Raw genomic sequence first — 6,040 nt, 5'->3', positions numbered from 1 at the left:
TCGAATAATCGTAACTAAACAAATAATGGTAACTTGGTTGCTTCAAGCCGCACGGCAAGCCAAACGCCACAATCAATATACGCAAACCGTTAGCATACATACCCAAGCAAAATGGAAATAGGACAAAAATGTAAGATAAATAATGATGAAAGAGTTTATAAAGTAACTAACTCTTGGAAAGAGAAACGAATAATCGAAAACACAGAAAATTCAGTTGAATATGAAATTGAAATTTTTGTAGCATTAGAGGAAATTGATAATTCGGAAAACACAAAGGCAAAAGTTTCAACAACAAAAGTATATCCAGTTTAATATGAGTTTTTCTTTCAGCGACTTAATTGATTTTAGTAAAGTACCAATAAAAATATTTATACTTTTTGCTATTGTTAGCGGAATTTTATTGTTTGGAACTGACGAATTCTTGGCTCAACTAAAATTAGACGAATTTGAAAAAGACTATGGTAAGTTTTTTGGAATAGTGTTTATAGTTTGTATTTCTTTTATTGCTCTTTCAATTATATACTATATTATTAAAAAAATTAATGTCTCAATTTTCAAATCAAAAGTAAAAAAAGAAGTAATAGAAGATATTAAAAGATTAGACCCTTCAGAGCAAAGTGTATTAAGAGAGTTTTTTATTATGAGAAGATCCACTATATCAATGCCAATGGATCACCCAATCGTTTCTGGACTTATGGATAAATACATACTTGTTAGAAAGTCTGATATTGGAACAGGATTGTATTTCCCAATGGCTTTGTCGGATTTAGCAAAAAAGCATTTAACTGAATTTCATTTAGGTCTTCGAAAAGAAATGTCGGAATCAGAAAAACAAAAACTTGCGAATAACAGACCGCAATGGACATACGACCTCCTTTATGAACGAACGAATAAATAAGTACGTATGCTAACAATGCATCAATAATCATAGCTCTTGCGAAACTAGAAGCAAATTGATTGCAAATATTTAACTATATTGATTTCTGAAAAATAACGTTACGCTTGCCTTTCTGAGTCTCACGCAGCTCCGAATAATCGGAACTAAACAAGGAACTGAAAAGGTGTCGCCGCTTCAAGCCGCGCGCTGCGCCAAGCGCTACAATTATTATACAAACCCGTTATGCATAATCAAAGAAAAAAAGAACATGAGAAGAATTAAAAAACACCACTTTATATTTATAATATCAATTTTAACCATATTAAATTCATGCAGTGATAATAACTCAGCTTCTGAAGATTATAATGAGATTCCAATTATTGAACTATTAACCCCAATTGATGTAACAGAAATAATTATTGGAGCAACTTTAAATATAAGAGTTAATATAACTGATAATGACGGGTCAATTAGTGAAGCTAAATTATTGGTTAACAACAATGAAATTGATGCAACTAGCTCAACACCTTATGTTTTTACTTGGAATACAACGACTGAAAATGAAGGAGATTATTCTCTCAAAATAATTGCCATCGACAACGATGGTAATTCTAGTAGCATTGAAAAACAAGTTATGTTGAGAAATGTATTTACTTGTGGTAATGACTTTTTTGATCCTAGAGATGGAAGTATTTACAGGACTTCTCAAATTGGAAGTCAGTGTTGGATGGCGCAAAATTTAAATTTTCAAACAGAGGAAGAAAGTTGGAATTATCTAAACCAGGAAGTTAATGGTGAAATATACGGTAAGCTTTATAGTAGAGAAACTGCTTTAATTGTTAGTCCAAATGGATGGCATTTACCAAGTGACGAAGAATGGAAAATATTAGAAGGAACGGTTGATAGTCAATACATGATTGGTGATATTGAATGGGACGGCACGACTTATAGAGGATTTGATTCAGGTAAAAATCTTAAATCCGAGAGTGGCTGGAATAGTAATGGGAATGGTACTGATTTATACGGCTTTAATGCATTACCTGGAGGATACAGAACAGGAGGTGCCATAATAGAAGAAAATAATTTTGAAAATTTAGGATTTAGTGCCCCCTATTGGACAAGTACAAGTGCTGGAACAGATTTATTATATACCAGAGAATTATTTGCTTCAAAAGATACAAGCTTTCGCTCATTTGAAAATTCTTGGGCTCTAGCCGTTCGTTGTATTAAAGATTAAGTACAATAAGACTATGCATAACAAAGTATACCAATCATTGCTCTTGCGGGAATTACTTGAAAATTTCTACAAATATTTAGCTATATTGGTTTCTGAAAAATAACGTTACGCTTGCCCTTCTGAGTCTCACGCAGCTCTGAATAATTTGGTGCTAAGAAGAGAATGAAGAACTTGTCGCTGCTGCCCTCAGCGCGCTGCGCCAAATGCAACAATCGTTATACAAACCCGTTGTGTGTAATATAAACTGAAATCTGAATTGAAAAGAATAGATTGGATTTTACTTTTTAGCTATCTTGGAATTAATCTTATTGTTTGGTTAATTTACATACTCGATTTATATAACAGAGAATTTATATCTGAAATGTATTTTATCATTCCATTTGTATTCGTTTTTCTGATTTTTGATGTTTATCATAAGCGGTTTTGGAATAAAAAAATATTACTGATTTGGGGAATTATTGGAATCGCTCAATTGATTATTTATTATTCGTTAAAAGATTTACCTGAATTTCAAGCTGTAAACGGAAATTACTTGGTGTGGCTTAAAGCTTTACCACTAACAATTCTGACTAGTTATACTCTGAATTTAATAAACCAATTTAAATATGGAGATAATTTCATTGTAACATCAATGCGACTAAATTCTAACAGAATTGATTCCAAAGATGAACGAAAATTGAGACCAGCAGATTACATTTTATCTTTGGTTGGATTTATGATAATAATATTTGGAACAGTATTTACGAACTAAATACTACACACAACAACGTATACTAATCATAGCTCTTGCGAAACTAGAAGCAAATTGATTGCAAATATTTAACTATATTGGTTTCTGAAAAATAACGTTACGCTTGCCTTTCTGAGTCTCACGCAGCTCCGAATAATTGGAACTAAACAAGGAATTGAAAAGGTGTCGCCGCTTCAAGCCGCACGCTGCGCCAAGCGCTACAATTATTATACAAACCCGTTGGCAAACATTAAAAAATAAAATTAATGAGTAAATTATATTTTGTAATATTAATTTTCACATTTAATCTTACATATTCTCAAACTGAGGAAGAAACGATTGATTGGATTATAGAACAAACAATTAAATATCCTGTAACAAATGGTGGAAATTCAAATTGGAATTTTGAAAATGGGAAAATGGTAGTGTATTTTAAGTTTAATGATATGGAACTTACAAAAATTACTGAACTGAGTTCTATAAAAATTATTGACCCATATTCTAAAGACAATGAAGTAGGTTTAATCTTTGAACTTCATAAAGGAAAACCAATAAAATTTATTTACCCTAACCAAAATGAAAGTAAAGATTGGTTCGAGCAAAAAGAATCATTTAAACTATCAACGGATGATAAAGAAATGTTGCCAAGAATTACAAAGGCATTTCAACATTTAATCAAACTAAATGGAGGAAAAGCTGAAGTGAAAAATCAAAAGGCTGCTAAAACTAAAAAAGAGCCATTCTAAACATCTAACTCGATAATTGAATTTAAAATATGAATAAAACATTTAAACAAAAAGAAATTATAGAATGGAATGAATACTTTATAGATGCACATATCTTAAGAAAAAAATTTTCATTCAAATTAATTTCACGGGAAGATGACAAACAAAATATTTTTGATGCTTTAGTAATTAATCAAACTTTATCAATGGATAAAAAAGCATCGCACTTAACGATAATTTTAGAAGGACAAAATCTCGAAAAGGAAATAAGTCTTGTAAATATTGAAAATATGACAACCACAAATTAACGTTTGCCAACACCGTATAACAATTATTGCTCTTGCGGTAATTTCACATTAATTTCTACAAATATTTAGCTATATTGGTTTCTGAAAAATAACGTAAAGCTTGCCTTTCTGAGTCTCACGCAGCTCCGAATAATTGGAACTAAATAAGAAACTGAAAAGATGTCGCCGCTTCAAGCCGCACGCTGCGCCAAGCGCTACAATTATTATACAAACCCGTTGTGGTACATTGAAGAAAAAATTCGTAAAGCATTGATAATATTTAAACTAAACGGTTCGAAATTTAAGAATCTAAATGAATTTTATGAAAGTATCGGACAACTATTGGTTGAAAATAATGATTGGGGGAAAAATTGGAATGCGCTGAATGACATACTTTACGGCGGATTTTTAAAAACTGATTGTGAAGAAGAGTTTAAACTAATTTGGTTGAACTCGGAATATTCTAAAGCCAAACTTACTGAATTTCAAGACATCGTTGAGTTGATAAGCGAACACAAACATATAATATTGGAATTAAAATAATGACTAAACACAAACTGACTTTAATATTTTTGATTTTAATTCTGATTTTGACTTTTTTGGCAATTTATAGTGCAATTGAATTTCAAAAAAGCACAACGGAAACAATAGAATGGCAATCTGCAAAATTTATGCTAACTGCCAAAACTAAACTTTTCGGAATTTCTATTTTATTAAGTATTTTAGGATATATATTTTTGAGAAAGAAAATAAACAAAACATAATAAAATAAGGTAGTAACGTACCACAACACTGTATATTAATCATAGCTTTTCCATAATTACAGAATGTTTAGTACTTAAAAATTACTACTTTAGTTATCGGAAAAATTCGAACTCGCTTGCCTTTCTGAGTCTCACGCAGCTCTGAATAATTGGAACTAAGAAGTGTAGTTTGAACTCGTCGCCGCTGCCAGCATCGCGCTGCGCCAAGCGCTACAATTATTATACAAACCCGTTGGCAGTAATTAAAACATAAATATGGCATTACAAGATATTTTAGGAATTGGAAAAGTATTACCGATAGATAAATTAATTGATATTATGTCTACATCTGTTGGTCGTTTATCAAAATCATATTTTGACAAGAAAGATTCTGACACTAAAGCTTACGAAATAAAAAAACTTGCAGAAGCTAGAGCTGAAGAAATGAAAATAATGTCTAAAGCAATAAAAGAAAACTATCTTTTGACAGGAGGAATTGGATATTCTGACGAAAAAATATCAATAGAATCACCAAAAGAGCTACCTGTAAAATCAGAAAGTAATGAGATTATCGAAATACCATCTCAAAATCTTAACGAACGAACACAAAACAGACTTGACTTCCAACAAAATAGAAAACAGCTAAATTTAGAATCCGTTACTGCCTATGCTGCTGATGAATTGAAAAATGAACCACCAATTGCTGACGAACCTCTTAATGAAGATTGGACTACGAGATTTTTCAATATAGCCGAAGATATTTCAAATGAAGAAATGCAAGTACTTTGGGGTCGTATATTAGCTGGAGAAATTAAATCGCCTAAATCATATTCTTTAAGAACATTAGAGCTATTAAAAAACTTATCGAAAGATGAAGCTGAATGTTTTATGAAATTTTGTCAAGCAAAAGTTAATTCTGGAAACACCTATTTTATTCACAATAACGACAACGGAAAACTTATAGAAACTGAATTTGGAATTACATTTAACGATAGATTATTAATGACAGAATTGGGTCTAATTTCAAGTGAAAATAATCTAGAATTTAGTTATAGACCGACTTTACAATCGAAAGTTACTATTGTAATGAATTACGGAAAAAAAGGCATTGTTTTATACAGAGGAGAAAATGTACCCAAACAAGCCATATCAGTATTATTATTTACCAAAACGGGAATTGAATTATCTAGGTTAATAGAACAAAAGTCAAATCAAAATTATATAGAAACAATTTGTTCTAGTTTCAATCACGACAATGTAAAGATCGAGTTCGGAGATTTATTGAAACACGATAATGGACAATTAATGTTACTGAATAAACAGGAGTTTGTGAAAAAATAACTACTGCCAACAAAGAACTGAGCTAAAAAACAACTAATTCTAGTTTAATTTTGAAACATAATTTTTATCATACGGTATTCTTGATTTTGAGATGCCATAG

Annotated in this window: 9 protein-coding genes; all 9 read left to right on the top strand. The window is 31.0% G+C overall.

What is annotated here, in order from left to right; all coding sequences use genetic code 11:
- Positions 1-111 precede the first annotated feature (111 nt).
- The 9 genes from BLQ00_RS16925 to BLQ00_RS16885 all read left to right on the top strand — a co-directional run bounded on the left by BLQ00_RS16925 (position 112) and on the right by BLQ00_RS16885 (position 5,940).
- A complete protein-coding gene (locus BLQ00_RS16925; RefSeq protein WP_093145499.1) occupies positions 112-312 on the top strand; it encodes a hypothetical protein in 201 nt (66 codons plus the stop codon).
- Position 313: 1 nt separating this feature from the next.
- Positions 314-898 (top strand): super-infection exclusion protein B, encoded by a 585-nt coding sequence (locus BLQ00_RS16920; RefSeq protein ID WP_093145498.1) that lies wholly within the window; start codon positions 314-316, stop codon positions 896-898.
- A gap of 247 nt (positions 899-1,145) precedes the next feature.
- Entirely contained in the window at positions 1,146-2,114 is a 969-nt protein-coding gene (locus BLQ00_RS17495) for an FISUMP domain-containing protein (RefSeq protein WP_139149451.1), read from the top strand.
- A 256-nt stretch (positions 2,115-2,370) separates the two neighbouring features.
- Positions 2,371-2,865: a hypothetical protein gene (locus BLQ00_RS16910; RefSeq protein WP_093145497.1), complete on the top strand. Its 495-nt coding sequence runs from the start codon at positions 2,371-2,373 to the stop codon at positions 2,863-2,865.
- Between the two features lie 245 nt (positions 2,866-3,110).
- On the top strand, positions 3,111-3,590 hold the full coding sequence (locus BLQ00_RS16905; RefSeq protein WP_093145496.1) for a hypothetical protein: 480 nt from the start codon (positions 3,111-3,113) through the stop codon (positions 3,588-3,590).
- A 29-nt stretch (positions 3,591-3,619) separates the two neighbouring features.
- A complete protein-coding gene (locus BLQ00_RS16900; protein ID WP_093145495.1) occupies positions 3,620-3,877 on the top strand; it encodes a hypothetical protein in 258 nt (85 codons plus the stop codon).
- Between the two features lie 159 nt (positions 3,878-4,036).
- A complete protein-coding gene (locus tag BLQ00_RS16895) occupies positions 4,037-4,399 on the top strand; it encodes a barstar family protein (RefSeq protein ID WP_093145494.1) in 363 nt (120 codons plus the stop codon).
- Positions 4,399-4,620, top strand: a complete 222-nt coding sequence (locus BLQ00_RS16890) for a hypothetical protein (RefSeq protein WP_093145493.1) — start codon at positions 4,399-4,401, stop codon at positions 4,618-4,620. The genes BLQ00_RS16895 and BLQ00_RS16890 overlap by 1 nt, the downstream gene beginning before the upstream one ends.
- Before the next feature lie 255 nt (positions 4,621-4,875).
- Entirely contained in the window at positions 4,876-5,940 is a 1,065-nt protein-coding gene (locus tag BLQ00_RS16885) for a DUF2806 domain-containing protein (protein ID WP_093145492.1), read from the top strand.
- Positions 5,941-6,040: the final 100 nt, after the last annotated feature.

It is taken from the genome of Ulvibacter litoralis, assembly GCF_900102055.1.
GTDB classification, from domain to species: Bacteria; Bacteroidota; Bacteroidia; order Flavobacteriales; family Flavobacteriaceae; genus Ulvibacter; species Ulvibacter litoralis.
The sequence above is the reverse complement of the archived record's forward strand: the minus strand, read 5'-3'. Positions and strand labels throughout refer to the sequence as shown.

What these genes read in the sequence shown, in the direction of transcription:
- BLQ00_RS16905 (WP_093145496.1), top strand. Translation starts at nt 3,111, where the DNA reads ATGAGTAAATTATATTTTGTAATATTAATTTTCACATTTAATCTTACA.
- BLQ00_RS16890 (WP_093145493.1), top strand. Translation starts at nt 4,399, where the DNA reads ATGACTAAACACAAACTGACTTTAATATTTTTGATTTTAATTCTGATT.
- BLQ00_RS16900 (WP_093145495.1), top strand. Translation starts at nt 3,620, where the DNA reads ATGAATAAAACATTTAAACAAAAAGAAATTATAGAATGGAATGAATAC.
- BLQ00_RS16885 (WP_093145492.1), top strand. Translation starts at nt 4,876, where the DNA reads ATGGCATTACAAGATATTTTAGGAATTGGAAAAGTATTACCGATAGAT.
- BLQ00_RS16920 (WP_093145498.1), top strand. Translation starts at nt 314, where the DNA reads ATGAGTTTTTCTTTCAGCGACTTAATTGATTTTAGTAAAGTACCAATA.
- BLQ00_RS17495 (WP_139149451.1), top strand. Translation starts at nt 1,146, where the DNA reads ATGAGAAGAATTAAAAAACACCACTTTATATTTATAATATCAATTTTA.
- BLQ00_RS16895 (WP_093145494.1), top strand. Translation starts at nt 4,037, where the DNA reads ATGTCGCCGCTTCAAGCCGCACGCTGCGCCAAGCGCTACAATTATTAT.
- BLQ00_RS16925 (WP_093145499.1), top strand. Translation starts at nt 112, where the DNA reads ATGGAAATAGGACAAAAATGTAAGATAAATAATGATGAAAGAGTTTAT.